Genomic DNA, 25,882 nt, shown 5'->3' with positions numbered 1-25,882 from the left:
AGTGTCGGCGACACGAAGCGTTTTATCCCGGTTGGTCGTAGCACGCCTATGGAGTCCCCGTCCGGGAACTCGACAGGCTCAACTCGGCATGAGAGGGTGGACCTCGTGTTGGTGGCCATCTTCTGGCTATTCTTCGCGCTGCTCACAGCGACTGTTGCCACCGTCGTCCTCTCTATAGCCGGCGTGGACGGAGAGACCTATTTCACGGAAGTATACGTCGGGATGGTACTACTCGGTCTCATCTGGTACGTTCTCGCCGGCAGGTCGATCCGCGCCTGAGAGCGTTAGTACTACAGCGGATTCTCCTCACAAACCGGAGAGGAACAGGTCTCTACCCAGTTCGAAACGGAGTTGTTACTCGTCGCGGTCGGCGTCTGTGTCGGTGCCTCTGGCACTGTCATCGGCGACATCACGGTCGACCTCGCCTGGCGTAATCTCGATCGGGTGTACCTCGCCTGCACCCTCGCCCGCCCGGCCGTGCTCGTCGCGGCCGCCCTCCTTGTCTCCGCCGACCGGAATCTTCGTCCGCAGCGAGGAGGCGAACGACTGCACCTGATCCGCAACCGTCTGGACCTCCGACTGGAACTCCTCGACGGAGCGCTCGACGTAGTGAACGCGCTGGGAGGGAATCCGCCGAACGATGTCGTTCCCTTCGTCGTCCTCGTCCGTCTTGATGATCCAGTGGTCCTGGAAGTACGCGATGTGCTCGTTCGGTACCGTCTTGTGGACCGCGTCTTCGTCCGGTTCGTCGTAGACGATCGTTGCCTCACCGAGGTCGCGCTCGAGTTCGAGGTCCTCGTCGACCATAGCGAATGGAGGTACTCGAGTCGGGTAGCCGCTGTGCTTGCGAGAGTCGGACCGTGAGGAAACCGTGCGTGAGGTGGTGGCGGTCGACCACCAACGCTGTCCGGCTGATGCGGTCTCGGCCCTTACGCTTCGTCGTCCTCCTGGAGCCAGAACTCCGTGACGAGTGGGATGAGCGAACCGAGCAGTAACAGTGCTAGCCCGAAGCCCCAGATGAGTTCGCTCTCGACCATTGTGCCGTAGCTGACGACGGGAAGAACGAGGAGGATCAGGACAAACGCAATCCCGTCGACGTTTATCGGATCGATATCGGGGCTCATCCGCCACCTCCGAGGAAGACGAACCCACTCACGAGCACCGTGAGGATTCCGACGAGGACGATCACGATCGCAACCCAGGGAAGCGTAAGACGAAGAACGTCGCCTTCTTCTCCCGGAATCCCGACGGTTCCTGTCCCGAGGACGATGTTCGACGGGGAGATCGCGTTCCCGACTGCCCCGCCGGTCATCTGGCTGGCGAGTACTGACCACTGGGGCAGATCCAGTTCAGCAGCTGTTTCGTCCTGAAGGGGTGAGAACATAATGTTCGACGCAGTGTTGCTCCCGGTGATGAACGCTCCGAGTACGCCGATCCCGTTCGAGACAAAGAGGTACGCCGTCGGGGGAAGGACTGCCGCGATTCCGAGCGCGAGAACGGTTATCTGTCCGGTTTCGACCATCACAATAGCCATGATGATGAGCAGGATGATCGACAGCGAGGCCGGAACACCGTTCTCTTTCAGTCCGTCGAGGATCGTGCCTTCCTCCTCGACGTGAGGAGAGGTCTCCATAACGTCTCGCCACTCGCTATAGTAGCCCCTGGACCTGAACAGGCCATAGCCAAAGATCACACCGACCAGGATAACCGACCCCGGATGCGTGAGAATCGCAAACGGCTCGTAGGGGTCTGCAGCTTCCTGTTCGAGATAGCCGGTTTCGATCGCGGGGAACGGGAAGCCGATTTCGAACTGGGCGAGGACGGTATCGACCGGCGGGAGGGCAACGACGAGTGCGATCGCAAGCAGGACGCCGTACGGGAGAAACGCTTCGACGAGCCCCATGATTGGGTCCGGCTCGTCTTCCTCCTCGGTCGGTTCACCACCATCCGTTGCCACGTCTCGGGACATCGACTCCTCCATGGCTGGCCGCTCAAACGGCTCGTGTTGTTGATCGTATCGTTCCCACCGCGAAAGGGGATACAGCACGGCGAGCGCGACCGTTCCGGCGAGAAAGCCCGAGAGGAACGGACTGTAGACTGCCACTGTCATCAGTCCGATCCACTGTGCTGCAGTGATGACGAGGATCATCGGCAACCCGTGTCGGACCCCCTCCCACCGCCCGTAGAGCCAGGCGATGGCGATCCCACCAGCGATAATCGGAGCAATATGAATGATGCCTGTCTGGAGTGCAGTCTCGACCGGAGCCTCGAACGGTGCGACTGAATCGGCAGCAAACCAGCCGACGGCTAATGTGCCGAAGTTGTTGTTCCATGCATGCCCGATCAAGGGGATTGCGACGGCGTAGACCGGGCGGACACCGAGAGCGAGCAGCAGTGGTGCGACGATAGCAATAGGGGCACCGAATCCAGCGATTCCCTGAAGAAACGAGACAAACACCCAGCCGAAGGCGAGTACGAGAAAGAGATCGTTACTACTGAACTGCTGGATTTCGACTCTGAGAGCGTAGAGTGCGCCAGCACGCTCCGTGACGAGATACATCAGCAGTGCCGGCCAGACAACGTACAGAACAAAAATCGCGTCCCAAACACCTTTTCCGACCGCGACAGCGTACGCGAAAAGCGGTGCCTGGAACACAGTGAGGGCAATGGCAGACGCCCCGAGCATGCTAATGACGGCGGCTGTGTGTGCTGACCAGCGATAGCGCACCAACAGCACAAGCAGGATCAGAATCGGGATACTGGCAACGGCCCAGTGGAACACGTCAACTGGCAAGGCTTCGGCCATGCCTATCGCACCTCCGGGAGTGTCCGTCGATCCATGATATTTTAGTACCCAAGTGCAGCACCGTCGCCTCGCGGATCGGCTCCACCTTCGAGCCAACCACGTTCACGATCGAATCGAATCGCCTGCGCGTGTCCCATATTGTCGTCCCAGTCAGCCAGGACCTTCGTCGGCTGGCCACGAACGCGTAGCCCACGAATGACTTCATCGGAGATCCGCCCCTCGAGCGAGAGGTCGCGGCTCTCGGTCCCCCAGGTACGCCCCATGAGCCACCGCGGCGCTTCGATAGCCTGCTGGACATCGTATCCGAAATCGACGAGTCGCGTCACCATCGCTGCGTGCGTCTGGGGTTGTCCCTCACCACCCATCGTCCCATAGAGCAGATACGGGTCGTCACCCTCGGTAAGCATCGCTGGGATGAGTGTATGGAACGTCCGCTTTCCAGGCTCGAGACGATTCGGATGATCGTCGTCCAGCGAGAAAAACGAACCACGGTTTTGCATAATGATTCCCGTATCACCACCGATAACACCGCTCCCGAAGTCGTGATAGATCGACTGGATCACCGACACAGCGAGACCGTCCTCGTCGACGGCACAGAAGTAGACGGTATCGCCGCCCTGATCGTCCACTCGATCGGTATCTCCGCTGAATTCGATCCCTGGATCGACGGCACCCATCTCGAGAGCACTATCGCTCTCGATGAGGTCCCGTCGTTCATCGGCGTACTTCTTCGCGGTCAACTCATCGACGGGAATATCGACGAAGTCCGGATCGGTGAGCCACTCATCGCGGTCGGCGAAAGCTACCTTGACGGCCTCCGCAAGGTGGTGATAGTACTCGACAGTTCCATCACCCCAACTGGCGACATCGAACTCCTCGATCAGGTTGAGAATCTGAAGCGCGGCGAACCCTTGCGTGTTCGGCGGAAACTCGTGGACAGTGTATCCACGATATGTGGTGGTGATCGGATCGACCCACTCCGCCTCGAAGTTTGCGAAATCGTCCGAACGGAGCGGTGATCCGCGGTCGTGCAAATCCTCACAGATGCGTTCTGCGATATCGCCCTCGTAGAACCCCGCCCGCGCACCTTGTTCTGCAATCACTTCGAGCGAATCAGCGAGATCAGGTTGCTTGATTCGGTCTCCGACCGCCGGCGGGGAGCCATCGGGGAGGAAAATGTCGTGTGTCGAGGGATATTCCTCGAAAACCGGAACATCCTCGACGATCCAGTCAGCGACTGACCGACTCACCGGCATCCCATCGCGTGCGTACCCAATCGCTGACTCGAAGAGACTCGACCACTCGAGTTCCCCGTAGGCGTCATGGGTCTCTCGCCAGCCATCGACGGCACCGGGAACCGTCAACGCAGCCTCGGGTCCGCGGTCAGGAATTGAATCCTGGCCACGCTCACGATAAAACTCTCTGCTCGCCTCGTCACCGGCCGGCCCGCTCGCATTCAGTGCCTGAACCGCCGATTCGTCGGGGTCATGGATTAGCCAGAACCCATCGCCGCCGAGGCCTGCCATGTGCGGATAGACAACGCTCAAAACGGCGTTTGCGGCGATTGCAGCGTCGACTGCACTGCCACCCTCCTCGAGTGCTGTGAGGCCAGCTTGACTCGCCAGATGATGCGACGTTGCGATCATTCCGTTCTCCGCCCGCGTCGGCGGTCGGCCGGTCTGTGGTCCGTTCGGAGCAGACATAGGATAACCAGACGAAACTCACGGTAATAAACAATATTCCCCCGGTGACTGAACATTATCGGAGCAACACAGTCATAGTCGACAGGAATGTGGCAGTACTGGTACTATTCTGTGAGGACGATAGTTTTGAACTGGATCAGAACAGTACAACGGCGCGACCCGGCGTTACTCCATGTACCCGAGTCCCTTCAGCCGGTCCTCGACGTCGGTGAAGTCCTCGTCGACTGAATCGGCGGTCTGGGGGTGGTCGACCGACGTTCGCTCGACTTTCGTCTTCGACGGCGTCGCCGATGCGTCGAAGGCGTCGAACAACACCCGGCCATCGACGTTCTGGGGAACCGGTTCGCCGATTCCATGCAAGAGTGTCGGCGCAACGTCGACGACGCGCGCGCCGCGGAGCGTGGCCCCAGGTTCAATCGACGGCCCACGACAGAGGATGATCCCTTCGTTACGATGGCTTGCGGCGTACGTCCCAGTCTCACCGAACGGCTGGTCCGTAATCGCGTTCCGACAGTCGTAGCCGTTGACACCGTTGACGACGAGATCCGGCGAGTCTGGATCGGTCGGGAACAGCTCGTCGCCGTCATCGACTCTGAGCACTGGTTCGCCGTCCTCGTCGGTGATCGACTCGAAGAGGTCGACCAGTTCCGACTTGACCTGCGGCACATCCGACGGTGAGACGATGCCATCCGCGAACCGATCGCTGTCGTTGATGTAACAGTTTCCTGCTCCGTGGACGAACGCCGTCGTCTGTTCGTAGTCGACGTCGTAGAGCGCGTGGTCGCCCGGAATCTGCTCGGCCACCGAGTCGACCAGCTTTCGCGGCAACGTTGAGACGAGCAACTCCTCGGAGATACCGACCTTCCCGAGGAGGTCCGTGATGCGATCCCGCGAGATACCCAGACTCGCGAGCGCGCCCCGCGTCCCCTCGTCCTCGCGTCGCACCAGGTACCCCTCTCGCTCCAGGATGTGATTGATATAGACGAGTTCGTTGATCGGCCCGAAACCGTGATCCGAGACGACGTAGAGGTCCGCCTCGTGTTGGTCGGTGTACTCGAGTACCTCGCCGAGGATGTCGTCGAGTTTCTGGTAGTGGGCGAGGATCCGGTCCATATCCCAGATGAGGTGCTGGAACCGGTCGGGTGCGGTGTAGACGAAGAAGAACAGCCGCCAGTCGTCGCCAGCGCGGTCCATCTGGTGCTGCATGAGTTCACGCCGGGTTGCGAGCATGTCGTCGACGGCGACCTCGAAGTCGTCGAGTCGATCGGCGTACTCGGGATAGTCGAGGCTGATCTCGTAGTCGGGAATCTGTGATTTGATCTCGGACTGGAGATCGTCGGGAACGGCGAACTGCTGGTCGGTCGAAGGTGTCATCATCCCGGTGACCATGCTGCCACCGTCCTCGGGGTCGTGTGCAGGATACGTCATCGGCACGTTGCCGACGTGAGCCGGCGAGAGCTGTTCCCAGAGCGTGGGCTGGTTGATGTCGTGGCTCGTGTACATCTCGTGTGAATACTCACTCGAGAGGTTCTGGAAGCCGTAGACGCCGTGTTTGTCGGCCCAGACGCCGGTCGCGATGGAGGGCCAGGCGAGCGGTGTCGTCGGTGGGCGGGTGCTCTCGAGTGTGCCGCTTGCGCCTTCCTCGCGTAGTCTGGCGAAGTTGGGGAGTTTCCCCTCGTCGCTCCACTGTTCGATCAGTCGCCACGGGACGCCGTCGAGCCCGAGCACGAATGCTTGCCCGGAAGGGTGAGTAGATCCGCTCATGATTGTCAAGAAGCCTGCTGTCGTGCAGGTGGCGCGATGAGCGCTTTGTTATAGGGAACGTTCATGGACCGTTCAGACGAAAATAACGTTGTTCGGTGACGTTACTGTCCTCGATCAGGGCGCATCCAGAACGACGGCGAGGCTGGATGGGACCGGCGTCTGGATCAGCGCGATCCCGTGTTCGGTCACCATACCGGCCGTAGCCCGCCCACGAGAGGACAAAAGCAACCAATAACAAAACCGGCAGATAGAATCCGTCCATCGTATGATACGATTGCGTGGTGAGACAGATGGGTAGTGTCGTCTGCTCGTTGGATGCGGAACTTGGCTGGGGATTTCACGATCTGGAACCGCTTCCGGCGGAGCGCGTCGAAGCCGGGCGGCGCGGCTGGTCGGTGATGCTCGACCTATTCGAGGAGTTCGAAATCCCGGCGACCTGGGCCGTCGTCGGCCACCTTATGCTCGAAGACTGTGACGGTGTCCACGACGACCACCCGGCACCCGAGGGCTGGTTCGACCGCGAACGAACGGACTGGTGGGACCGTCCCGACCTCCGCTTCGGCCGCGATCTCGTCGACGACCTCCTCCAGTCCGACGTCGACCACGAGTTCGCCAGCCACTCTTTTTCACACGTCCTCTTCGGTGCACCGTCGACCGACCGTGAACTCGCCGTCGCCGAACTCGAGCGGAGCCTCGACCTCGCTGACCAGTGGGGTCAGCACGTCGACTCGTTCATCTACCCACGAAACGATGTCGGCCACCGAGACGTGCTCGCCGAGTTCGGCCTCAGCGCCTACCGCGGAACGTCACCGACGTACGACGGCGTCCGCGGCCTGTTCGACTCGACCGTCCGCGACCAGCCCATGCTCGTCGAGCCAACCGTCGACGAGTACGGCCTGGTGAACGTCCCCGCTTCGATGTTTCTCTTCGGCTTCGAAGGCCCTGCACGAACCGTCGCCGAATCTATCTGGCAGGATCCGATGGTCCTCCAGGCCAAACGCGGCATCGACGAGGCCGTCCAAAACGACGGTCTCTTCCACATGTGGCTCCACCCAAACAACCTCACTCACCCCCGCGACGACCGCCGAATGCGCGCCATACTCGAGTACCTGGCCCAGCGGCGAGCGGAGACGGACCTCAGGGTGGAGACGATAGCCGACGTCGCCAGGCGGGTGCATGCGCCCCAGGGCGTCGATGGCGGGACGGTTGCTGCGGACGGTGGAACGATGGGCGACGACTGATGCGGCCAGTTTGACAGCGCGTTTGCGCTCTCGAGGTACGGGGGCGCGGACGTGGACGTGGGCTCGGGCGTGGACGTGGGCGCGGGCGTGGACGTGGACGTGGTATTCAGTGCGTGCAGAAAGTACGACGGCGATAACAAAGCCTGCATACGGCTGGGTATTGGCTACGATGCTCTCGTCAACGATTGGCCGACTGACCGGCTCCGACACCCTCACGCTCGGGGTGCTCGGCGTCGGAAACATCGGCATGGTCCATCTGAAGTCCGCGCGCTCGATGCCCGGCGTCGAGGTCCGCGCGGTCGCCGACGCCCTCCCCGAAAACCGCGCCCGAGCGGAGCGCGTCGGCGTTCCCCAGACGTACGACGACTACACGACTCTGCTCGAGCGCGAGGAACTCGACGCCGCCGTGATCGCACTACCGCCGTTTCTCCACGCCGACGCGGTCGAGCGGGCCGCCGCGGCCGGCGTCGACGTCTTCGTCGAAAAGCCCCTCGCACGCTCGACCGAGGAAGCGGATCGCATGCTCGACACCGCACGCGAGGCCGGCATCGCCGTCGGCGTCGACCACACGCTGCGCTATCAGCCCGACATGATCGGCGTCAAGTCCGAGTTCGAGGACGGTACCGTCGGTCACGTCCCGTATGCATCGATTACCCGGCTCAACGACGGCCCGCTGGGTCGACCACCCGTCGAGAACGCACCCCCTTCGTGGCCCCTCGACCCCGACGCCGCCGGCGGTGGCTCGCTGCTCGAACTCGGCATCCACTGTTTCGACGTACTCGAGTGGCTCTTCGGCGAGCTCGAGGTACAGGATGCGTCGACCGATTCGACGCTCGACATCCCGGTCGAGGACGCGGCGACGGTACTCTTGCGAGCCCCAGAGACAGAGACATCGATCACGCTGCACTGTGGCTCCTACCAGTGGGAACAGCTCCCCGAAGTGAACACCAGGCTCCGGCTGGAGGGGATCACCGGGACGATCAGCAACCAGGACCACCTGCCGCAGAACTTCTATGCTGGTGCGGCGAAATCGGCGCTGACCAACGTCATGCGCCGGATCACGGGCGACGAGCCCGACGTCTTCGGACCCACGTTCTATCTGCAGGCCCACTATGAGGCGCTCTCGGCGTTCTGTGAGGCGGTTCGCGAGGACGAGCGGCCGCCGATCGACGGGGAGGACGGCCGGCGCAGCCTCGAACTCGCCGAAACTGCCGCCGAGTTGGCCGCGGAGAAAAACACCGCGGGACTCGAGCCAGTGGAGGTGACCCGGTAATGGGTCAGTCGAACACTGTTCGTGGCACACTCGTGGGCGACTCAGGTTCCGGTTCCGGTCCCGGTTCCGCCGCTGACCCCAACGCCCCCGCACACTCCAGCACCCCTTCCGACCACCCCACGCGACGCGGCGGCTGGACCCCCACCCTCGACGCGCGACTCTCCGCGCTCGAGTCCCCCGTCGGCGAGGCGCTCGGCCCGGTACTCGAGTCCGTCGCGGACGAATCTGACCGAATTACTGTCGTTCCGGACGCACACTACCCGTTCCACCCCTCGACGGGGATGGTGACGGATCCTGCCGTGGTCGGTGCGGTGCTCGATCAGCTCTCCTGGCGGACTGATGCCGACCTCGCCGTCGCCGGTGTGAGCACAGCGTGTATGCCGTTCGATCGAACGGCAGAGTACCTGGGCTATCCCGATCTCTGCGAACGAACTGGCGCGGACCTCGTCGACCTCGCGCCGGACAGAGGGGAGACGGAGTACACGCGACACGTCTTCCCGGTAGACGGTCGGTCGGTCGCGGTTTCAGTCCCCGAGTGGCTTCGCGAGGATACCGTCCTGGTGGTTCCGTCGCTGCGACCGACCGACGAGGGGAACGTCGCCGGCGGGATGCGAACACTCGGCGGATTCGCGGACGCGGTCGCCGAGCCGGCACTGACTGCCGTCGCCGCAACACGCGCAATCGAACCAGCCTGTTGTCTGCTCGACGCGACGACAGTCTACGGTGACGAGCCCTACGCGGCCAACGCGCTGTTTGCGGGGCCAACACCCGTCGTCGACGCACTCGGTGCGTCGCTCTTCGGCACCGGGTTCGACGACCGCGCGATCGAACTCGCACCCGATGCGACCGAGGCGGCAATCGGCGTCGAACCCGGCGCAGGCTCGACACCCCAAATTCGCGTCAAATCCGTCGGCCGCGCGGCGACCGATCCTGTGGTCGATTTCGAGGCGCAACTCGACACACTCCGAGATCGCCTTGAGGGAGGGGCGCTGCCACCATCGGACGACACACACCCCGCTGTCTCGATCGCCTACCGGCTGTACGCCGCCGTCGGCGGCGACGCGGTCCCGCCCCAACTCGAGTTGCGGGGTGGCAGCTAATGGCGACGGAGACCCCACCCGGTACGGACGCTGGTCCGGAAACAGGACGGGCGAGCACGGCGAGCGCGACGACTGTCGAGAACAGCGGGCGTGTCGCAGCCGTCACCGGCGCGACTGGCTTCCTCGGCTCCGCGCTCTGCGAACGCCTGCTCGCCGAGGGCTGGACTGTGCGGGGTCTCTCCCGCCCGACGTCAGACCGCGGCGACCTCGACGACGTCGAGTGGTACGTCGGCGACCTCTTCGAGCCGGAAACGCTGCGCTCGCTGGTCGACGGAGCCGACGCGGTCTTTCACCTCGCGGGGATCGGCCTCTGGAGCGCCGACGCCGACACCGTCGAACGGGTCAACCGCGAGGGCACCGGAAACGTGCTCGACGCCTGCCGCGGCGGTGATGTGGGCCGACTGGTCTTCACCAGCACGGCCGGCACACGGCGGGCTGTCGAGGACGATGCGTTCGCAACCGAAGCAGACGTTGCCGAGCCGATCGGGGCCTACCAGCGCTCGAAGGCGACCGCAGAGTGCTTCGTCGACCGGTACGCCGCCGACGACGGCGACGCCGTGACCGTCCACCCGACCTCGATCTTCGGACCGGGCGACGCCGATTTCACCGCCCAGTTGCTCTCGATGGGCCTCGATCGAACCATGCCGGCGTACCTCCCGGGTGGACTGAGTATCGTCGGCCTCGAGGACGTGATCGACGGCATCCTCGCCGCCTACGAACACGGCGGAAACGGCGAGCACTACATCCTCGGCGGTGAGAACCTCACCTACGACCGCGCCGTCGAGCGCATCGCCACCTTCGCCGGCGGCTCACCCGCCCGCCTGCCCGTTCCGGCGACCGCTATCCACGCCGCGGGTCCGGTCGCCGAAGTCGTCGGTACCGTTACTGATCGGCAGGTGTTCCCCTTCGACCGCCAGATGGCCAGACTCGCGACCGATCGGATGTTCTACAGTTCGCGCAAGGCCCACGAAGAACTGGGCTACGAGTACCAGCCGCTGGAAGCGCATCTGCCCGCTGCACTCGAGTGGTATCGTACTGAGTGTCAGTGAGGTCTGGCGGTCAAAACAGTGAGTGCGAGGACTGGACGAGCGAGGCGGCAACGGCGGTGCTGGCAGGCTGTTCGTCAGCTCTTTCCCTTCATTTAGTGTTAGATATAAGTCACCACTAGTCAACAATTAGAACGGAAGCCGCACCGGGTACGAAAGTGCCCCGGATGTTGGCGCATCCGAGACGTGGCTTCCAACATGCAGCTCGAAGCCATGATTGCATACATTTTACCGGGATATAAACGCCCCGCACGACAATCGACGTGTCGTACTCGAGTAGCCGCCGGCCCGCGATTCGGGACGGATGGAAGTGACGAGACTGACAAACCGGGCCAGCACAGCGAGACTGGTCAGGAGTGTGAGAATGAGTGACGACGCCGAAGGTGAACGTGGGGGTGAGGGTGAAGGAGAAGGAGAAGGAGAAGGAGAAGGAGAAGGAGAAGGAGAAGGAGAAGGAGAAGGAGAAGACAAGTTCGAGAACAAATCCCACTCGGACGGCAACCACCTGAACCCAGAATCCGAACTCGATCCCGAGGACACACCGCTTCCCAACTGCCCGCGCTGTACCCGTCCCGTCGCACGGACCACGATGATCGGCCCCACCGATACGGTCGCCGGCCCCTGCGGTTGTCGGGTCGCACCCGGGTTCAGCAACCGGAGCCAGTCTCACACCCGCGACGAGTAGCGCCCCACACCCCGACTGCAGAGTGAATACGACCGGCTGCAACTGCTTACACCCGTCGCAACCGCTCACAACCGACAGCAACGGACTGGAACTCGATGCTACTCGTATCACCGGGCGACAATTGAGTCGCCACCGAGTTGCGGTCGAGCATCGTGAGTTCTTCGAGCCAGACACCCGGACTCGAATTGCGGCGGGGCGCTGGGGCAGTGCGTGTGGGCTTGGGCGGGTGGAATTGCTGCGTGTTGGGTCTACGGTTACCACCACCATCACCACCGTCACGAAACCACCGAAACGCAGACCTAACCCAAGACCAATGCGCTCGTCCGCCCGCTGCACTGCCCCGGATCGCATCCGCGACTCGAGTACCGGTTTCGTGCTTCGTGCGGTACGACACGCCGGTCAGGTCGCGAGCGAGTAACTACAGAAGCCGCCGAGTACTGCGAGCAGGACCGAATACACGTAAATCAGGACGAGCCAGTAGAGCGCATTTCCTCGGCGCCGAGCACCGTGATCGTCGTCCAGCTCGCGAGCAGCGGACTGATCTGGAACAGGTTGACCAGCGCGAAGACGAGGACTGCCGGTGCGACGAACCACTTCAGTACCGTCATCGCGTCGTCGTGTGCGGACATGTAGACTGGATGAAGGGTGGTGGCGAAAACGCTACTGGTTGTGATTGGACTGGGCAGCGACCACTCGGACAGCAACGGATACCGGCACTAAACGACGACCACGGTATCCATCCTTTCAGAACAGCCCCTGCAGCAAAGTGGCGATCTCAGTTTCCAAAGCGGCGTTCCACAGGCGGACCAGTACCCTTTTCGTTGGCGTCTCGCAAGCGTCTACTATACGATGGTCGTGCGAGAGTACTTCGAGTCTGACATCCGCTTTTACTACGCGATCGGCATCTTCATTATTCTCGTCTATTGCCTCGCAATCGTCGGCGCAGCGGTGTTAGACCTCGCGATCGTCGACCGGCGACTGCTGCCGCTCACCGTCGGCTTTTTCATGTTCATGTTCGTCTACTTCATCTCGATCAGTGTCCAGGCACTCGAGCCAGATAATTCGTAGTCGAGAACAGTCGGTTCACCCAGTATTCCTCACCCAACTCACGCAACGCGCTCATACACCTCGAGCAACCGGTCTGCCGTCTGCTCGACGCTAATCTCTCGCGCTGCGTTCCGGCCATCCGAGCGCTCACCGGATTCGAGTACCTCCCGTAGCCCGCCGATCAGCGCTTCGTCACTGTCCGCGACGAGGGAGTTCGAAACGCCGTCGAGTCGTTCGCGAACGTCGCCGACATCGACCGCGACGATGGGGAGGTTACACGCAAGGGCTTCCTTCACCGAGTTCGGCGAGCCCTCGCTGTGAGAGGTCAACAACAGGGCGTCGGCGGCGTTCATGTAGTCAGGCACGGTGTCGTGGGGCACGTCGTAGACCGTGTGTAGGTGTACTGGATCATCAAACAGGCCGTTGACTGCGTTGACGACCCGCCGGGCACGCGGGTAGTTCTTCACCTCGCGCTCGGGCGTGTAGGGAAAGAGTACGTGGTGGGCGTCAGAATCCCAGCCGACCGCCTCCTGGGCCTCCGCCTGCGGTGCGGGCTGGAACTTTTCTAAGTCGATGCCGTCCGGGATAACGGCACAGTCTCGTCCGAGGTACGTTCGCATCTCCTCGGACATGACGACCAGTTCGTCACAGAGGGGCGCACAGGCGCGACTAACGGGTTCAACCGGCCCATACACGTCAGAACCCCAGAGGGAGAGCACGACGGGTTTGCGCCACTGTGCGACCGCCATCGGCCCCGTCAGACCGTAGTGGGCGTGGATCAGATCGTAGCCGTTGCCCGACTCCTTCAGGACCGACGGAAAGAACTTCAGGTACTCGAGTGGACTCCGGGACGTCCCGCCGTCGACGTCGCCGGCGACCGAGAGCGTCGAGAAAGTGACGCCACGACGTTCGAGTGCGCGCATCTGCTCGGTCATGAACGGCGCGTCGGCGTTCGTCGTCAGCGTAAGGACGTGCATCTCGGTAGTGGAAAAAGCCGCTCTCAGCGTTTTGTTATCCGCAACTTTTTCTGAACGGTCGTCTGTAGTGGAATGTGTAGAAAACAGCAACGATAGACGTCCTACTGTACGTGTATGATTACAAAGCATCGCAATCGTCTACCTCTGTGCGATGCGAGTTCTCGTCTTTGCGAACACCCCTGCGCACGTGCACCTGTACCGTCACGCCGTCAATCGGCTCGAGGCGGCCGGCCACGACGTGCTCGTGTTGACCCGGGAGTACGCCTGTACGACCGACTTACTCGAGTTTTTCGGACTCCCCTATCGCCGATACGGTACCCACGAGACACGCGCACCGTCGAAGCCGGAACTGGCCCGCGAGCTGGGCGAGCAGTTCGGACGAATCATCTGGGAATCGCGACGGTTCGATCCCGATGTCGTCTTCGGTCGCGGCCCCTACGCCGCACTGGCGGGAACCGTTACGCGCACACCGACCGTCCTCGTGCTGGACGACGAACCGGGGGATTTCAACCACACCGTCTCGCAGCCATTCGCCGACTGCATCATCTCGCCGGCCGTCACGCGCCGCGATCTCGGCGATGATCACTACACCTTCGAGGGGTTCAAGGAGTGTGCCTATCTCCACCCCGACGTTTTCACAGCAGACCGGGCGATTCACGAGTACCTCGCGATCGATCCCGACGAGCCGTACGTGCTGGTCCGATTCAACGCGATGGACGCGCTTCACGACGCCGGACTCGAGGGCTTCTCCCGCGCGCAGCGGCGGGACTTGCTCGAGCACCTGAGCGAGCACGCGACCGTCTTCGTCTCCGACGAGAGCGGGACGATGGACTTCAGCGACTTCCCCGCACGGAAGTACGACCTCCATCCGGCGCTGATCCACGACGCGATGGCGGGTGCGGACCTGCTCGTGGCCGACACGGGGACGATGGTCAACGAAGCGGGGCTCCTCGGAACGCCCGCACTGCGCTTCCAGGGCACCGACGACCACGAGTACGGCGAGTTCGCCGAACTCGAGCGTGCGGGTCTCGCAGAGCAGTTCGACGACTACGCGGCTGTCCGCGACCGGGCTGTCGAACTGCTAACGACGGAGACTGCCGCCGGCGAGCGCTGGCAGCAACGGCGAGCGGAGTACGTCGGCGACCTCGTCAACCTGACCGACCTCATCGTCGCCGTCGCAGAAGCTCGTGGTGAGGTGGGGGTACTCGAGTCCGACGTGCGTGAGGTGTTGCAGCCACGCGCACCGGTGCAATAGCACGGTGTAGAGAATGTATTGAACGGTGGCTACCGATTAGCGAAGAACGAATCGACGAGCCCAACGACTGGGGAAAACGCGTTACTCGAACGAACGTGCCGGACTCGGTTCGGCAGGCTGTTCGAGATTGGAGTCGGGTTCGGTTTCAGTGTTGGATTCTGCGTTGCTGTCGCTGCCGCTTTCGGTGGTATCGGCAGTGTCAGCGTCTGTATCTGTGCCTGTGTCTGTATCTGTGCCTGTGTCTGTGCCCGCTGCAACACCGTCAACACCAGCCGCAGCCACCGACTCGGACTCAGATTCGGACCCAGAGCCAGTCGTCTCCGCCTGCGCCGACTGCGCGGCCGCCTCCGTACGAGCCTGCTCCCGGCCCGCGCTGTCCTCGTACCAGGTACACTGCAGGTCCTCGTTCTCTTCGGCGTCCATCGCAATCGCGACGCCGAGCGAGACGAGCCCCACGAGGACCGTCAGGACCGATGCGATCGCACCGGTGAAGCCATCGCGACCGCGGGCGGCCTGCGCGATCGAGCCCACGAGACCGCTGCTCCCGACGGCGAGCCCGGCCGTTCCGGTGCTGTAGAACAGTGCCGCCGGGTGGAACTGTTCGATCACGTACTGGCGCTTGAGCCGCCAGTAGAAGCTCCCCAGCAGCAGCAACGAGACGTACCGGATGAACGGCACGTACCGGATGCTGCTCTCCTCGTCGCCGTAGATTGCGGACATCGAGACGTCGGCAACACGGCAGTCGTTGACGTTGAGGTGTGTGAGGATGTGGTTGAGGAAGCCGTACTGGTCAGTGATCGCGTCCAGGTCGAGGTCCTCGATCGCCTCGCGCGAAATCGCGGTGTAGCCGTTCTGCGGGTCGCTAATCGTCCAGTAGCCCGAGGCGAACTTCGAGAGTCCCGAGAGGATCGAGTTGCCGACGAAGCGGAACGTGGACATCCCCTCGCGGTCGTCACGATAGAGCAACCGGTTCCCTTTCGCGTAGTCCGCCTCGCCTGCGACGACGGGGTCGATGATCCGGTCGAGAATCGTGGGATCCATCTGGCCGTCGCCGTTCATCACGGCGACGACGTCGATCCCGTCGGCCGCGGCGCGCTCGTAGCCAGTCTTGACCGCGCCGCCGTAGCCGCGGTTCTCCTCGTGACGGATCGGGACGACGCGGCGGTTGTCGCCGCCGTCGGCGACCGCGTGGGTTGGCTCCGATTCCGATTCTGATTCTGATTCTGATTCTGATTCTGATTCTGATTCTGACTCCACCCCGGCAGTATCATCACGCTCGCCGTCGACGTTCAGGCGCTCCGAAACCCGCTGAATTTCTTCCCAGCTGCCGTCCGGCGAGGCGTCGTCGACCGCGTAGATCCGATCCACGTACGACGGCACCGTCTCGATGACCTCGCCAACGAACGGTTCCTCGTTGTAGGACGTGACGACGACGCCAATCGAGTTACCGTTGTACATCGGTTCCTCCGTCGGTTCGATTCACGGCAGCGTCGGTCGTCTGGTCGTCCTTTCCATCATCGTCACCCTCGACAGTCTCGATAACAGCCTCCGTACGGCCGTCGTGCTCCTCACTGCTCGCATTGCGGCTGCCGGTGTCATCCGTCGTGAACGCGCCAGTGCCTGCTGCTGGTGGCCGCCCATCCGCCGACCCTGCGAGCGTGTAAACTCGATGGCCGGCCGACTCGAGTACCCCCCGATCCAGCGCGTCCCGGCCGTCGATCACGACGGTTGGGTCCAGCGCGTCCCAGTCGATGTCGTTGAACTCTTCGTGTGGCGTAACGACGACCGCGGCGTCGACCGAGGCGGATTCGAACGCGTCGATCGAGCACGGCTGTGTGCCGTACTCGGCCGGATCGACGAGCGGGTCGACGCCAAGCACCGACGCGCCGTGCTCGTGCAGGCGCTCGATGACGCCGATTGCGGGCGATGCGCGCGTTTCCTCGACGCCAGGGCGGTAGGTGATCCCGAGGACTGCGACCGACGCGTCCGCCAGGTCGGTCTCGGTCTCGGTCCCGGCCCCGGCCTCGGTCTCGGTCTCGGTCTCGGTCTCGATCCCAGTCGCAACCAGTTCGGACTCGAGTCGGTCGACGACGACCGAGGGCATGGTGTGATTGACCCGTCGGGCAGTTCGGGTGAGGTCCATCGGTTCGTCCATCCGCGAGAGCAGGAAGTGCGGGTAGTAGGGGATACAGTGACCACCGACGCCGGGGCCGGGGTCGTGTAGCTGGCACATCGGCAGGTCGTTCGCCGTCTCGATGGCCTCACGGACCGAGATGTTGAGCTCGTCCGCCAGGCGGCCGAGTTCGTTCGCCAGCCCGATGTTGACGTCACGGTAGATGCCCTCGAAGACCTTGACCGCTTCTGCGGTCGTCGCGTCGGCAACTGGATGAACCTCGTTGTCTGAGAGTTCGTCGTAGAGTACCGTCGCGGCGCGGGTGCTCTCGTCGTCGACGCCGCCGACGACTTTGGGGTACGCCCCGCGGATGTCCTGTAGCGCGCGCCCGCTCGAGGTCCGTTCCGGGCAGAATGCGAGTCCGAACTCGTCAGTGTCGAGACCGCTTTCGGTGGCCAGGAACGGCTGGAGCACGTCTCGGCAGGTGCCCGGTGGGAGCGTCGACTCGGCGATCACCAGGTCGCCCGGCGAGAGGCCGGCCGCGATATCTGCAGCGACGGACTCGATGGTCGTCAGATCCGGCTCGTTGTCCTCGTCGAGCAGTGTCGGAACAATGATGACGTGAATTCGTGCCTGGGCGGCGGCAGCACTGCCATCGGTGGTTGCCTCGAAACGGCCCTGTTCGACCTGTTCGGCGACGAGGTCGGCGAGTCCGGGTTCACCGATGACGTGGCTCTCGCCGGCGTTGATCGTCTCGACGACATCCGGGTCGACGTCGACGCCGGTTACGTTCCCGGTCGTCTCAGCGTAGACGGCCGCGAGCGGCAGCCCCATTTTGCCGAGGCCGTAGACGGCGACTGGGACGTCGCCGCCGGTCAGCGCCGCGTGCTGGTCCGTTTCGTCGAGATCTGTGCCGTAGACCGGAGGAGCATGGCTTTCCGCCGTCGGCGCATCATTCGCACGCATCAGGCTTCCACCTCCCGTTCGCGCTCCCGGTGTGGCGTTTCGTCGGCCACGAGCGCGGCGATATCCTGTACTGTCTGGAGTGCCCTGACACCGTCTTCCGCCGTGACGGCCGGTTCGACGCCGGTCTGGACCGTCTTGACGAACGACTCGAGTTCGTGGCGCAGCGGCTCGCCGTTGTCGACGCGCGCGTTCTCGACGACGCTCTCGTGACGATACCGGTTCGGACCGTCGTCCGTAAGATACTCGGGATACGAGTCGCGGTAGATCAGCACCGACTGTTCGAGGTAGTCGACCTCGACGAGACACTCACGGGCCGTGACGGTGAGTTTGCGCACCTTCTTCTGGGTGACGCGACTCGCCGTCAGCGAGGCGACCACGTCGTCGTACTGCATCGTCGCGGTCGCATACTGGCCGTCGTCGGTACCGATCGCGTTGATCGTCGACGGCTGTCCGTCGAGAATCGAACCGACGATGTCGACGTCGTGGACCATCAGATCGAAGATCACGTCGTCGCGCGCGGTCCGGTCGACCGGTGGTCCGAGCCGCTCGGCTTCGAGGCTGATCACGTCCAGATCGTCGATCAGTTCCATCACCGTCTGCACCGCCGGATTGAACCGCTCGATGTGGCCAACCTGCAGGACGAGGCCGGCCTCTCGGGCCTGTTCGGCCAGCATACGTCCCTCCTCGACAGTCTGGGCGATCGGTTTCTCGACCAGCACGTGGACGCCGGCGTCGAGACAGTTCGAGACCGTCTCGTAGTGGGCGTGGGTCGGCACGGCGACCGTGACGACGTCACACTCACTGAGCAGCGCGTCGAACTCGAGTGCGGCCGTGCCGTACTCGGTAGCGACCTGCTGGGCGACGCTCGCGTCGTGGTCGGTGACGCCGACGAGGTCGACACCCGGAAGTTCGTTGTAGACGCGCGCGTGATTCTGTCCCATCGAGCCGACGCCGATGACGCCGGCGCGAACCGGTGTCGGTGACGTGGCTGCGGTCGTGTGTCGCGTTCGTTCCGTACTCATAGATTGTAGTGGTCGTGGACGGCTTCGACGACGGTGCGGCGCTCCTGTGCCGAGAGAGAGGGATGCACAGGCAGCGAGAGCACCGTCTCAGCGGCGTGCTCGGTGTCGGGGAACGAGGCAGCCGCGGTGCTCACCGACTCGTAGGCCGGCTGGCGGTGGATCGGCGGATCGTAGTAGACAGCCGAGTCCACGTTTCGTGCCTCGAGGGTCTCCGCAAGTGCGTTACGCTCGTCGGCGTGTTTCGTCCGAACTGTGTACTGATGGTAAACGTGGCTGTACCCGTCCGGCACTGTCGGGGTCTCGAGTGGCACCGCATCGAGGTGCTCGTCGTAGTAGGCCGCGTTTTCCTGGCGCGCGTCGTTGAACTCGAGTAAGCGCTGGAGCTGGACGCGGCCGATGGCGGCGGCGAGGCTGGTCAGCCGGTAGTTGTGCCCGAGGTCGACGTGGTCGTAGCCGCCCTCGCCGGGGTCGCGGCCGTGGTTGACGTACCGCCTGACTGCGTCGGCGATGTCGTCGCGATCGGTCGTGACGACGCCGCCCTCGCCGGTCGTCATGTTCTTGGTCGGGTAGAACGAGAAGCAGGCGGCGTCGCCGAGACCGCCGACGCGCTTACCATCGACCGTCGCGCCGTGGGCCTGGCAGGCGTCCTCGAGGACGAACAGGTCGTGCTCGTCGGCGATGTCGCAGAGTTTCGGCATCTGCGCTGGCAGGCCGTAGAGGTGGACCGGCAGCAGACCGACGATGTCGTCGCGCTCGTCGAGGACGCGCTTCACGTCGGCCGGGTCGAGAGTATACGTTTCAGGGTCGATATCCGCGAAGACGGGCGTCGCGCCCGAGAGACGGATCGCGTTCGCACTCGCGACGAACGAAAACGGCGAGGTGATGACGGCATCGCCCTCCTCGACGCCGAACGCCTCGAGTGCGGCGTGGAGCGCGGTCGTTCCGTTAGAGGTTGCGACCGCGTGTTGGGTGCGACAGAAGCCCGAAAATTCGCCCTCGAAGGCCCTGACTTCCGGTCCGTCAGCGAGCATGCCGTCCTCGAGGACGGCCTCGACGCGCTCACGTACCGTGTCGCTCAGGGAAGGGTCAGCGATGGGAACGTGCTCGACCGGCTCGGCGGTCTGCTGGCCGTTGTTCGTTTCGGTCCCGGCGGAAGTACTGGAGTCCGCTCCGGTCTCGACACCAGTTGTGGTATCGCGACCCGCGCCGGTCCCGCCGTCGGTTGCGGGTTCCGTCGACCGTTCATGTTCATGTTCATGTTCATGTTCATGTTCATGTTCATGTTCATGCCCACGCTCGCGGTCGCGGCCGCGGTTGTTCTGGCGGTCGTAGTCGTTGCCGTGGTCGCTGTCGTGGTTCGACTTGCGACCCAACTCGCGTCCGCCGTCACGATCCGTCTCGCCTGTCGGGTCCGTGGAATCTGGAGGTGATCGGTCTGTCATTCGAGCTGATTCGGTCCCTCGAGTGGGGCAGGAAGCGGTCTGATCGTTGCCGGTGCACCGAGTGCGAGGCTGTTCGCCGGCACGTCGTCCGTGACGACCGCGCCGGCCGCGACGAAGGCGTTCTCGCCGATCGTCACGCCAGGTAACAGCGTCGCGTTCGCGCCGATCGAGGCGCCGTCTTCGATCGTCGGGCCCTCGAGTCCGGCGTCGGTACGGACGGGATACTCGTCGTTAGTCATCACCGCAGCCGGGCCGACGAAGACGTTCGAGCCGATCTGCGTGTCGGTCGGCACGTAGACGTTCGTCTGGAGGCTGACGTTCGAGCCGATGGTCGTCCGGCCGTCGATGACGGTCTTCGTGCCGACGAGCACGTCGTCGCCGATGTCGGTCGACTCGCGAATGAGAATATCGTGGCCCGTGGTGAAGCCGTCGCCGACGGTAACGTCGCCGTAGACGATCGAACCCGCTCTGATAGTCACGTCGTCGCCGAGCAGCGTCGGCTCGTCGAAGTCGCCGTAGCCGACCGTTGCCTCGGGATCGATCGTACAGTTCTCACCGGACTCGAACGCGGTCATCGGTGGATCCCTCCGGCTGATTGGGACCGCGTTTGTGGTCGCGATCGACTTACGGTTCGGGTGCGTGCTCGGGCTCGGGCTCGTGTCTGTGTCTGCGTTCGCGCTCGTATCCACAATCGAGGACAGGAGCGAGAGCCGCACTGATCGGAGGGCACCCGACGCTCGTGGCAATCTCGCCGCCGAGAACGGGGGCGCTGGCGGTGTCGGTGGTCGTACTGCCGTCGCTCGGTCCGCGACTGGCGTGGCCGTGCTGTCACGGGAACGGCGCGCTCGCGGCCGAGAAGTCCCGTCGTACACGGCCACGCCCCGGACCGTCGTCGGTTCTGTCGTGTCATTGGTTACTCGATACCCGCGTGGGAATCGTCCAGATACAGCCGGTAACGAGGTTTTGTTATCCCCGTCTTGACGGGTCCGTAGCCACGAACTACAGCAACGAGAACCGATCAGTTGCTCCGCATACAGGAGTGAGCCACCATCGTTGCGAGAAATCACCAACTCGCTCGAGACTGCCCGAATCGTTGGATTTCCCGTCTTTCACGAGTACTAACCGGTACAATCGGCTTTCGAGCGGGTAGCCGAGCGATAGTAAAGGGCGAGTCCGTGTCACGCAGTGATGTGAGGTATTCGAACACACCCGATCGACAGCCGATTCGGGAACGAGAGGGCACTCATGTCCATTTCAACGTCGATATCCATGTCTGAGGACGGCTTCACCCAGGCCGAGCTGTTCGACGTGTTCAGCAACGCCAGACGACGACGCACAGTGCAGTTCCTCAAACGACAGGGCAGTACCTGCGACCTCGCCCCACTCGTCGAGCAGGTCGCCGCCTGGGAGAACGACACCGACCCCGACGATGTGACACGGACGCAACGCCGCCGCGTCTACATCTCGCTGTACCAGACCCACTTGCCGATGCTCGAAGACCACGGCATCGTTGACTGGGACCCGGACAGCCACACCATCACACTCCTGCCAAACGACGAACTGTTCGAGCCATACCTTGACCGCCAACTCGGCACACAGCGACCGTGGCACCAGTTCTACGTCGCCGTCGCCGCCGTCGGCCTCGCCGCGTTCTCACTCGCGGCACTCGCCGTCGGACCGATGACGACTGCCGCCGCCCCCGTCGTCGCACTCGCCATCTGTGTCGCCATCCTCGCGGTCTCGGCCGCCCAGCACATCTCGCGTCGGCCCGAACTCGAGTTCCCGTTCGGACTGGCGAGTGGGTAGTGGTGGCCACGGCTACGACCACGACCAGGATCACAGCCGCGGTCTGTTGCGTGCGAGCGAGACACGGCTGACAGAGCGACCACCGCGACGACCGGGAGAGGACAGTCTACCACCCGTCGAATCGCCCTCGACTCCGTTCGAACACCGATTTTTCGTGTCAGGATTCCTGTGATGTAGATGGCTGTGTCACGACCACGGCTCTGTACGATTCTGTGCACGAGTGTGGCGGCTGTGCGCACGAGTGTTGCCACGATCACGACCACGACCGTGCGCGCACCCGCCCCACCGCTTCAACCACGGCGATCGCTGTACGTAGCGCCCATCTCAGACTGTCACACCAGCGTCCTCTCAGGAACGCATCCAAATGGAAGAAACCGACACCGAGCGATCCCCTGGCGCAGTGTCGTGTTCACAGACTCGAAAAGAAGAGTCGTCATCGATCAAAGCGGCCCGCCTCCCGTGGACCGGTCCGCTCCTGTCGTCGATTCTGCCTCCGCCTTGCCACCGACCTCCCACCGAATCACGTCGCTGTCACGACGTTCCCGCCTGCAGGATCACTCCTCAACCTCCGCATCCGGCTCGGTCACCGTCACCCAGAAATTCGTGTCCGCGACCGCATCCTCGGCCGTCGGCACTCCCGACGGCTCCTCCTCGTACAGCAACACCGCAATCCGAACCGTCTCACCCGGCTCCGCGGCCGGTGCCACATTGAACTCCTCGACCACCGCCTCGTCGTCCGCAACCGACACTGTCCGCGTCTCTAGTGCTGCCCGATCCATCACCGCACCGTTCTCGAGTACTTGCTGCTGGACGACGACGGTGTAGGTCACGTCCTCACCCTCCTGGTTTTCGATCTCGATCGTGGCTGGAACGGATTCGCCGGGTTCGACCTCGTCCTCGAGTTCACCCGCGACGAGTTCGCCGCCGTCACCCTCGGAATACAGCGCGAGCTGTGTAAAGCCGCCAGCGGAGAGCGGGGCGATGAGCCCCACGAGCAGCGCGCCGACCGCGGCGACGATGGCAACGCCGAGGATGATCGAGGAGAGTGTTCCAGCGGTGGTGTCCTCACGCTGTGATCGGGAGAGTGCTGCAAGCGGTGCGACGGAGAACCGCTTGGATTCGGGAACTCGCAGTCGGCGAATTGCACCGAGTTGCGCCAGGAAGACGGTGACAACTGCGAGTGTGGCAGCGATGGGATCGGTAGCTAACCCCCATTCGGTGACAGCCAGGACAAGCGCTACGACCGGAACGACCGCAAGTGAGAGGGCGAACGCCAGTCCGAGCCGTTCGGCGAGATCGATTCCGCGAGGGTACGTTTCGACGTCGATGGCGGTCGCCGTCGTTTCCTGGGCGACTCGTTCGCGTGCCGGAAAGAGCGTGGCGACGAGCGCGTATCCGGGGAGAAATAACACGAGTGGGAGCGTTGCGAGCAACCGAAATGCGCTGCCCTCACCGAGGCTCGTCACAACGAGATACGTGAAAATGGCCAGAAGCGAGACTACTGCGAGGTCACCGGGATACTGGCGGACGGTCCCCAGCCGCGTCTGTGTGTCCGTGCGTAAACTCATCGCGACAACACCACCGCGTGGACACCGAATCCGTCAACTGAGGGTGCTCTTCGTACCATTTGGACGGACACACCGGCCGTAGCCGCTTTGTTATGTCTGCGATATTCTCGCTGGATGACCTGCTGTGGGCGAGTATTGCCCGCTAACGGCTCGAAATGGGTAACTCGGCAGCGCGATTGGGGGAGACAACTGTATGCAGTGATGAACAGCGACTACCACCGTCACAACAACCAGGGGTGGACACTGCTGAAAAGGGGACCGCCGTGAACGAGTGAGTCAACTCGGTGTTTTGTGCGGGAGTGAAATAACACGTCCGCGGCCGCTATCGTGCTCTGCAGCCGTTGGCTACCCAGTTGTGTTGTCGACAAGTGACCTGCGAACTGTCCGGTGTCTGCTCCCTACCGGCTGTAGTACGTATAACTACGACACTCGCAAGCGGCATTACCTGTGACTTCCAGCACTTACGCTGGTCATCGCACACCCTCACGAACTCCCGTGTCTGCTTTCCCCTCAGAAATCCACGTACTGTCCTTCCCACTCCCGGCGCTCGTCGATCTGTTGGCGACCATCGTCTGTAATCGCATAATAGTTCGTTCTCCTGTCGAGTTGGCCTTTCTCGACGAGCTCTTTGTTGACGAGCGTGTCCAGGTTCGGATACAGTCGCCCGTGGTTTATTTCGGAACTATAGTACTGTTCCACCTCATCTTTAACCGTTTGTCCAGATGGCTGGTCAGCCCCTGCGATTACGTACAACAAATCTCGCTGGAAGCCGGTCAGGTCGTGCATTGCTCAATCACAGTGACCGTACCATTGAGTAGATATTTGTTATCCGTATCATACAGGGTTGTTAGTACTTCTTTCAGTATGTTTCAGACTGTCTAAACCGATTGTTCTCGTGACAACGGTTTCGTGGCGACTGTTCAGCCCACCGGACAGTCTCTGACAGCGGTCGACAGCACCGAATTCGAGTGAGTTTCTATCAGAGTCCCGCCAGTAACACGATTCTCACTCGTCCATCGCCGAGAGCGCGACATCGATGCCGTCCGAATCGATCTGCACCTCGACGTGTTCGACTGTCGCCTCGTATGCGGTCGTATGTGAGCCGTCGCTCTCGAATCGGACACACTCAGCGAGGAGGTTGCTCTCGAGTAGGTTGTTGATTCGGCGATAGACGGTTGCCGAGGAGCTGTCGGTTCGGTCGGTCAGTTCCTTGGCTGTTTTCGGTCCTGCGCTCGTTGCGACGAGGATCGTTCGCGCGCACTCGTCGCCGAGGACGTCGAGCTGAATTGTTGGGTCGGTCGTCGGGGTCGTTTGAGAGTTGGTCGCTTTCGTTGACATCGTGCTCACCTGTCTGCGGAAGTTACGCTGGTTCGCTCTCGGTGTCGAGAGGGGCGATCGGGAACGATCGGAACGGTGATGCCGCGCGATCACGGCGACCGATAGTACGTTCCAACAATACAACCGGTAAGCGAGAGTGGTATTTTATAACGATGTGCCTTCTCGCTGGAAAGTCACGCATTCCGCTACGAAACATTGTATTTCGGTCGCGAAATATCGTGTTTCGCTCGTTCAAACAGTGCGCTGGGGTCGAAGATGATGTCCGAACGACACGCAATCGAACCAAATCCAGCTTGATGATTGTGGAACGGATCGGCAGGAAGCGACCACGAAACGGCCGCAGAAGTAGTATAACCGGTGGAAAGTAGGTATTTCCAGTACTGTCCGGTGGCCGGTATGGTGAACGGACGCCGTCCTTTATTCGGATCTGTCCCCCTCGGTCGTAGTGATGCCGAGTCACACGCGATCGCCTCCGTCGTTGCGGGTAGGCCCCAGTCGTTGCGGACCGTGCAGTCGATCCAGTGGTCGAGATGACCGCGACGGTGTCGTCGACTGTGAGAACTGGGGTCGCCGCCGGCAGGCCGATTGCAGCGTGGACTCGGATGTAATGACGTTCACCCCGGGTGTAATGGCGACTGTCGACCGGTGACGGCGACGCCAACCACCCACGAGCATCGACTGACGACCACACTCGAGACACCACCTGTCTGCACCGACAGCCACAATCCAC

Annotated in this window: 24 protein-coding genes; 9 read left to right on the top strand and 15 right to left on the bottom strand. The window is 62.7% G+C overall.

The window, feature by feature from the left end; translation table 11 throughout:
* The first annotated feature begins 48 nt into the window (after positions 1-48).
* Entirely contained in the window at positions 49-279 is a 231-nt protein-coding gene (locus NMAG_RS14620) for a hypothetical protein (protein ID WP_012996767.1), read from the top strand.
* 75 nt (positions 280-354) lie between these two features.
* Here the strand turns inward: NMAG_RS14620 and NMAG_RS14615 are convergent, their stop codons facing one another.
* The 5 genes from NMAG_RS14615 to NMAG_RS14595 form a co-directional block, all read right to left on the bottom strand.
* Entirely contained in the window at positions 355-807 is a 453-nt protein-coding gene (locus NMAG_RS14615) for a hypothetical protein (RefSeq protein ID WP_004214718.1), read from the bottom strand.
* A gap of 122 nt (positions 808-929) precedes the next feature.
* Positions 930-1,124: a hypothetical protein gene (locus NMAG_RS14610; RefSeq protein ID WP_004214719.1), complete on the bottom strand. Its 195-nt coding sequence runs from the start codon at positions 1,122-1,124 to the stop codon at positions 930-932.
* Positions 1,121-2,806, bottom strand: a complete 1,686-nt coding sequence (locus NMAG_RS14605) for an L-lactate permease (RefSeq protein WP_004214721.1) — start codon at positions 2,804-2,806, stop codon at positions 1,121-1,123. Before NMAG_RS14605 ends, NMAG_RS14610 begins: the two co-directional genes overlap by 4 nt.
* 41 nt (positions 2,807-2,847) lie before the next feature.
* Positions 2,848-4,509 carry a gamma-glutamyltransferase gene (gene ggt, locus NMAG_RS14600; protein ID WP_004214722.1) on the bottom strand — a complete coding sequence of 554 codons (1,662 nt, stop codon included), beginning with the start codon at positions 4,507-4,509 and terminating at the stop codon, positions 2,848-2,850.
* A 165-nt stretch (positions 4,510-4,674) separates the two neighbouring features.
* A complete protein-coding gene (locus NMAG_RS14595; protein WP_012996766.1) occupies positions 4,675-6,273 on the bottom strand; it encodes an alkaline phosphatase family protein in 1,599 nt (532 codons plus the stop codon).
* 290 nt (positions 6,274-6,563) lie between these two features.
* On the opposite strand from NMAG_RS14595, the gene NMAG_RS14590 reads away from it, so the two are divergent.
* The 5 genes from NMAG_RS14590 to NMAG_RS22185 all read left to right on the top strand — a co-directional run bounded on the left by NMAG_RS14590 (position 6,564) and on the right by NMAG_RS22185 (position 11,618).
* Positions 6,564-7,514, top strand: a complete 951-nt coding sequence (locus NMAG_RS14590) for a polysaccharide deacetylase family protein (protein ID WP_004214724.1) — start codon at positions 6,564-6,566, stop codon at positions 7,512-7,514.
* A gap of 169 nt (positions 7,515-7,683) precedes the next feature.
* Positions 7,684-8,787, top strand: a complete 1,104-nt coding sequence (locus tag NMAG_RS14585) for a Gfo/Idh/MocA family protein (protein ID WP_004214725.1) — start codon at positions 7,684-7,686, stop codon at positions 8,785-8,787.
* Complete coding sequence (locus NMAG_RS14580; protein WP_004214726.1) at positions 8,787-9,887, top strand: DUF362 domain-containing protein; 1,101 nt, start codon at positions 8,787-8,789, stop codon at positions 9,885-9,887. Before NMAG_RS14585 ends, NMAG_RS14580 begins: the two co-directional genes overlap by 1 nt.
* Positions 9,887-10,936 carry an NAD-dependent epimerase/dehydratase family protein gene (locus NMAG_RS14575; protein ID WP_004214728.1) on the top strand — a complete coding sequence of 350 codons (1,050 nt, stop codon included), beginning with the start codon at positions 9,887-9,889 and terminating at the stop codon, positions 10,934-10,936. The genes NMAG_RS14580 and NMAG_RS14575 overlap by 1 nt, the downstream gene beginning before the upstream one ends.
* Before the next feature lie 361 nt (positions 10,937-11,297).
* On the top strand, positions 11,298-11,618 hold the full coding sequence (locus tag NMAG_RS22185) for a hypothetical protein (protein ID WP_012996765.1): 321 nt from the start codon (positions 11,298-11,300) through the stop codon (positions 11,616-11,618).
* A 464-nt stretch (positions 11,619-12,082) separates the two neighbouring features.
* Here the strand turns inward: NMAG_RS22185 and NMAG_RS22180 are convergent, their stop codons facing one another.
* Positions 12,083-12,247, bottom strand: coding sequence for a hypothetical protein (locus NMAG_RS22180; RefSeq protein ID WP_004214730.1), 165 nt, complete (start codon positions 12,245-12,247; stop codon positions 12,083-12,085).
* A gap of 220 nt (positions 12,248-12,467) precedes the next feature.
* Between NMAG_RS22180 and NMAG_RS14570 the strand changes: the two genes are divergently transcribed.
* Entirely contained in the window at positions 12,468-12,686 is a 219-nt protein-coding gene (locus NMAG_RS14570; RefSeq protein ID WP_004214731.1) for a hypothetical protein, read from the top strand.
* Positions 12,687-12,724: 38 nt separating this feature from the next.
* On the opposite strand, the gene NMAG_RS14565 is transcribed toward NMAG_RS14570, so the two are convergent.
* Positions 12,725-13,642, bottom strand: coding sequence for a glycosyltransferase (locus NMAG_RS14565; RefSeq protein ID WP_004214732.1), 918 nt, complete (start codon positions 13,640-13,642; stop codon positions 12,725-12,727).
* Between the two features lie 151 nt (positions 13,643-13,793).
* Between NMAG_RS14565 and NMAG_RS14560 the strand changes: the two genes are divergently transcribed.
* A complete protein-coding gene (locus tag NMAG_RS14560) occupies positions 13,794-14,897 on the top strand; it encodes a DUF354 domain-containing protein (RefSeq protein ID WP_004214733.1) in 1,104 nt (367 codons plus the stop codon).
* A gap of 81 nt (positions 14,898-14,978) precedes the next feature.
* Here NMAG_RS14560 and NMAG_RS14555 read toward each other — a convergent pair whose 3' ends face one another.
* The 5 genes from NMAG_RS14555 to NMAG_RS14535 are packed head-to-tail and all read right to left on the bottom strand — an operon-like array spanning position 14,979 to position 21,015.
* Positions 14,979-16,355, bottom strand: coding sequence for a glycosyltransferase family 2 protein (locus NMAG_RS14555; protein WP_004214734.1), 1,377 nt, complete (start codon positions 16,353-16,355; stop codon positions 14,979-14,981).
* Positions 16,342-17,976, bottom strand: a complete 1,635-nt coding sequence (locus NMAG_RS14550) for a nucleotide sugar dehydrogenase (protein ID WP_004214735.1) — start codon at positions 17,974-17,976, stop codon at positions 16,342-16,344. The genes NMAG_RS14555 and NMAG_RS14550 overlap by 14 nt, the downstream gene beginning before the upstream one ends.
* Positions 17,976-18,998 (bottom strand): Gfo/Idh/MocA family protein, encoded by a 1,023-nt coding sequence (locus tag NMAG_RS14545; protein WP_004214736.1) that lies wholly within the window; start codon positions 18,996-18,998, stop codon positions 17,976-17,978. The genes NMAG_RS14550 and NMAG_RS14545 overlap by 1 nt, the downstream gene beginning before the upstream one ends.
* A complete protein-coding gene (locus tag NMAG_RS14540) occupies positions 18,995-20,440 on the bottom strand; it encodes a DegT/DnrJ/EryC1/StrS family aminotransferase (protein WP_004214738.1) in 1,446 nt (481 codons plus the stop codon). Before NMAG_RS14540 ends, NMAG_RS14545 begins: the two co-directional genes overlap by 4 nt.
* Positions 20,437-21,015 carry an acyltransferase gene (locus tag NMAG_RS14535; RefSeq protein WP_012996764.1) on the bottom strand — a complete coding sequence of 193 codons (579 nt, stop codon included), beginning with the start codon at positions 21,013-21,015 and terminating at the stop codon, positions 20,437-20,439. The genes NMAG_RS14540 and NMAG_RS14535 overlap by 4 nt, the downstream gene beginning before the upstream one ends.
* A 694-nt stretch (positions 21,016-21,709) precedes the next feature.
* Here NMAG_RS14535 and NMAG_RS14530 point away from each other — a divergent pair.
* On the top strand, positions 21,710-22,246 hold the full coding sequence (locus NMAG_RS14530) for a DUF7344 domain-containing protein (RefSeq protein WP_004214742.1): 537 nt from the start codon (positions 21,710-21,712) through the stop codon (positions 22,244-22,246).
* A gap of 554 nt (positions 22,247-22,800) precedes the next feature.
* Here NMAG_RS14530 and NMAG_RS14525 read toward each other — a convergent pair.
* The 3 genes from NMAG_RS14525 to NMAG_RS14515 form a co-directional block, all read right to left on the bottom strand.
* A complete protein-coding gene (locus tag NMAG_RS14525; RefSeq protein ID WP_004214743.1) occupies positions 22,801-23,814 on the bottom strand; it encodes a DUF1616 domain-containing protein in 1,014 nt (337 codons plus the stop codon).
* A 510-nt stretch (positions 23,815-24,324) separates the two neighbouring features.
* Positions 24,325-24,600 carry a PadR family transcriptional regulator gene (locus tag NMAG_RS14520; protein WP_004214744.1) on the bottom strand — a complete coding sequence of 92 codons (276 nt, stop codon included), beginning with the start codon at positions 24,598-24,600 and terminating at the stop codon, positions 24,325-24,327.
* A gap of 219 nt (positions 24,601-24,819) precedes the next feature.
* Positions 24,820-25,152 carry a winged helix-turn-helix domain-containing protein gene (locus NMAG_RS14515; protein WP_004214745.1) on the bottom strand — a complete coding sequence of 111 codons (333 nt, stop codon included), beginning with the start codon at positions 25,150-25,152 and terminating at the stop codon, positions 24,820-24,822.
* Positions 25,153-25,882 lie beyond the last annotated feature (730 nt).

Source organism: Natrialba magadii ATCC 43099 (assembly GCF_000025625.1).
Taxonomy (GTDB): Archaea; Halobacteriota; Halobacteria; order Halobacteriales; family Natrialbaceae; genus Natrialba; species Natrialba magadii.
This window is presented reverse-complemented; position numbering and strand designations above follow the sequence as displayed.

Bases quoted from the DNA above. Each gene is read 5' to 3' on its own strand.
- NMAG_RS14620 (WP_012996767.1), top strand. From the start codon at position 49: ATGGAGTCCCCGTCCGGGAACTCGACAGGCTCAACTCGGCATGAGAGG.
- NMAG_RS14615 (WP_004214718.1), bottom strand. From the start codon at position 807: ATGGTCGACGAGGACCTCGAACTCGAGCGCGACCTCGGTGAGGCAACG.
- NMAG_RS14610 (WP_004214719.1), bottom strand. From the start codon at position 1,124: ATGAGCCCCGATATCGATCCGATAAACGTCGACGGGATTGCGTTTGTC.
- NMAG_RS14605 (WP_004214721.1), bottom strand. From the start codon at position 2,806: ATGGCCGAAGCCTTGCCAGTTGACGTGTTCCACTGGGCCGTTGCCAGT.
- ggt (WP_004214722.1), bottom strand. From the start codon at position 4,509: ATGTCTGCTCCGAACGGACCACAGACCGGCCGACCGCCGACGCGGGCG.
- NMAG_RS14595 (WP_012996766.1), bottom strand. From the start codon at position 6,273: ATGAGCGGATCTACTCACCCTTCCGGGCAAGCATTCGTGCTCGGGCTC.
- NMAG_RS14590 (WP_004214724.1), top strand. From the start codon at position 6,564: ATGGGTAGTGTCGTCTGCTCGTTGGATGCGGAACTTGGCTGGGGATTT.
- NMAG_RS14585 (WP_004214725.1), top strand. From the start codon at position 7,684: ATGCTCTCGTCAACGATTGGCCGACTGACCGGCTCCGACACCCTCACG.
- NMAG_RS14580 (WP_004214726.1), top strand. From the start codon at position 8,787: ATGGGTCAGTCGAACACTGTTCGTGGCACACTCGTGGGCGACTCAGGT.
- NMAG_RS14575 (WP_004214728.1), top strand. From the start codon at position 9,887: ATGGCGACGGAGACCCCACCCGGTACGGACGCTGGTCCGGAAACAGGA.
- NMAG_RS22185 (WP_012996765.1), top strand. From the start codon at position 11,298: ATGAGTGACGACGCCGAAGGTGAACGTGGGGGTGAGGGTGAAGGAGAA.
- NMAG_RS22180 (WP_004214730.1), bottom strand. From the start codon at position 12,247: ATGTCCGCACACGACGACGCGATGACGGTACTGAAGTGGTTCGTCGCA.
- NMAG_RS14570 (WP_004214731.1), top strand. From the start codon at position 12,468: ATGGTCGTGCGAGAGTACTTCGAGTCTGACATCCGCTTTTACTACGCG.
- NMAG_RS14565 (WP_004214732.1), bottom strand. From the start codon at position 13,642: ATGCACGTCCTTACGCTGACGACGAACGCCGACGCGCCGTTCATGACC.
- NMAG_RS14560 (WP_004214733.1), top strand. From the start codon at position 13,794: ATGCGAGTTCTCGTCTTTGCGAACACCCCTGCGCACGTGCACCTGTAC.
- NMAG_RS14555 (WP_004214734.1), bottom strand. From the start codon at position 16,355: ATGTACAACGGTAACTCGATTGGCGTCGTCGTCACGTCCTACAACGAG.
- NMAG_RS14550 (WP_004214735.1), bottom strand. From the start codon at position 17,976: ATGCGTGCGAATGATGCGCCGACGGCGGAAAGCCATGCTCCTCCGGTC.
- NMAG_RS14545 (WP_004214736.1), bottom strand. From the start codon at position 18,998: ATGAGTACGGAACGAACGCGACACACGACCGCAGCCACGTCACCGACA.
- NMAG_RS14540 (WP_004214738.1), bottom strand. From the start codon at position 20,440: ATGACAGACCGATCACCTCCAGATTCCACGGACCCGACAGGCGAGACG.
- NMAG_RS14535 (WP_012996764.1), bottom strand. From the start codon at position 21,015: ATGACCGCGTTCGAGTCCGGTGAGAACTGTACGATCGATCCCGAGGCA.
- NMAG_RS14530 (WP_004214742.1), top strand. From the start codon at position 21,710: ATGTCTGAGGACGGCTTCACCCAGGCCGAGCTGTTCGACGTGTTCAGC.
- NMAG_RS14525 (WP_004214743.1), bottom strand. From the start codon at position 23,814: ATGAGTTTACGCACGGACACACAGACGCGGCTGGGGACCGTCCGCCAG.
- NMAG_RS14520 (WP_004214744.1), bottom strand. From the start codon at position 24,600: ATGCACGACCTGACCGGCTTCCAGCGAGATTTGTTGTACGTAATCGCA.
- NMAG_RS14515 (WP_004214745.1), bottom strand. From the start codon at position 25,152: ATGTCAACGAAAGCGACCAACTCTCAAACGACCCCGACGACCGACCCA.